Genomic DNA, 1390 nt, shown 5'->3' on the forward strand with positions numbered 1-1390 from the left:
ATCATCCAGAGTGTCGACAGTGTATTCGTCGATCGCCTTGAGCAAGATGTGCTTGCCTCGTATCAATGCCTCACCGGCAGGTCGACGGGTTAAGGTCTGCGGTCTGTCAATCATGGTTGTTCCAGTGCATTGATGGCGGCATGCCCGACGCCGGGTTGCGAGGCGGCGGGCAACTTTGTCAGCTGGTCTATTCGGCCGCCTTGAGCGGGTGGAGGGGGCCGATGGCGGCGTTCATCGCATCCTCGTAGGCATCGAGCCAGTCGGTGCCCTTCTCCACCACGATGTCGCCACCGCGGGCGTCTCGGCAAAGTTCGGGCTCATCAACAGCGCGCGGTAGTTCGCCGGTTTCTCGGTACTTGATCGCGGCATTCAGCAGGACCTTGCGCGTCAGCATCACCATGCGGTCGCTCGATGCGAGGTGTTCGAGCGTACGGTCAATGATCTCGCCCATGCTTTCCTGGATCGCCTGGTCTTGCATGGGAATGCCGGCGATGCCCGTGTAGCTCTCCCCACTGCGCTGCCATTGGCGGTCGATGCCGTAGTCGTTTGACTTGTTGGCGACGGGTCGCCAGCGGCCCATCCAATCGTTCGTGCGGGGCAAGTACTCCAGCGGACGGGCAAGGCCAGGAACGACCGAACCGTCATTGTAGCGTAAGGCGGTGTCCTTACCCGTGCCGCGGAACACGTCAATGTTGAAGATCATGGTGTGGTGATCGTCGATTGGCACCCAGGCGTTTGCGGACACATTGTGGGTCAGCATGTCGCTGGGATAGGTAACCCAGAACGGGAAGATGAATGAGGCGAAGCGGTGATGCTCATGACCTTCATTGGCGTCGCGCTGGGCCGAATACATGGTTCCGAAGTCGGTCTCTGTAACATTGATCTTCGGGTCCTTGTTGATGACCGTGTAGCTCGCCGGATCGCTCATATCGAGACGCCCGCTATCAACGCCCCCGACATGGAGGAAGCCCAGGTGCGAGGTATCGACGTCACCTTCGAGCGCCTGCAGCCAGTTGCAGTCTCGCTGGGTCAGCGCGATGCCCTTGTCGTTGGTGTCGACCATGGTCGGCTCCAGGTCCGGTAAGGGTGGGGCGACTTCGCGCTTGCCCATATAAACAAACACCATCCCGCCCCGCTCGGTGACCTTGTAGGCCATCGCCTTGGTGCCGGCCGGATACCGGTTCTTATCCGGCACGTTCGGCTGGTCGAGACAATTTCCCTCCACGTCGAACTTCCAGCCGTGATATGCGCAGCGGATGCCGCCGTGCTCGTTGCGGCCGAAGAACAGCGACGCGCAGCGATGCGGGCAACGGTGATCGAAGATACCAACACGGCCGCTCGTGTCGCGGAAGGCTATGAGCTTTTCTCCCAGCAGCATGAGCCGCATCGG

The 1390-nt window shown here is 60.6% G+C and carries 1 protein-coding gene; it reads right to left on the reverse strand.

Going from position 1 to position 1390, the window contains the following annotated elements; genetic code table 11:
• Window positions 1-187 precede the first annotated feature (187 nt).
• On the reverse strand, window positions 188-1390 hold a 1203-nt coding region (locus tag EN935_RS36030), incomplete at its 5' end, for a Rieske 2Fe-2S domain-containing protein (RefSeq protein WP_127374229.1).

It is taken from the genome of Mesorhizobium sp. M7D.F.Ca.US.004.03.1.1 (genome assembly GCF_003998635.1).
Taxonomy (GTDB): Bacteria; Pseudomonadota; Alphaproteobacteria; order Rhizobiales; family Rhizobiaceae; genus Mesorhizobium; species Mesorhizobium loti.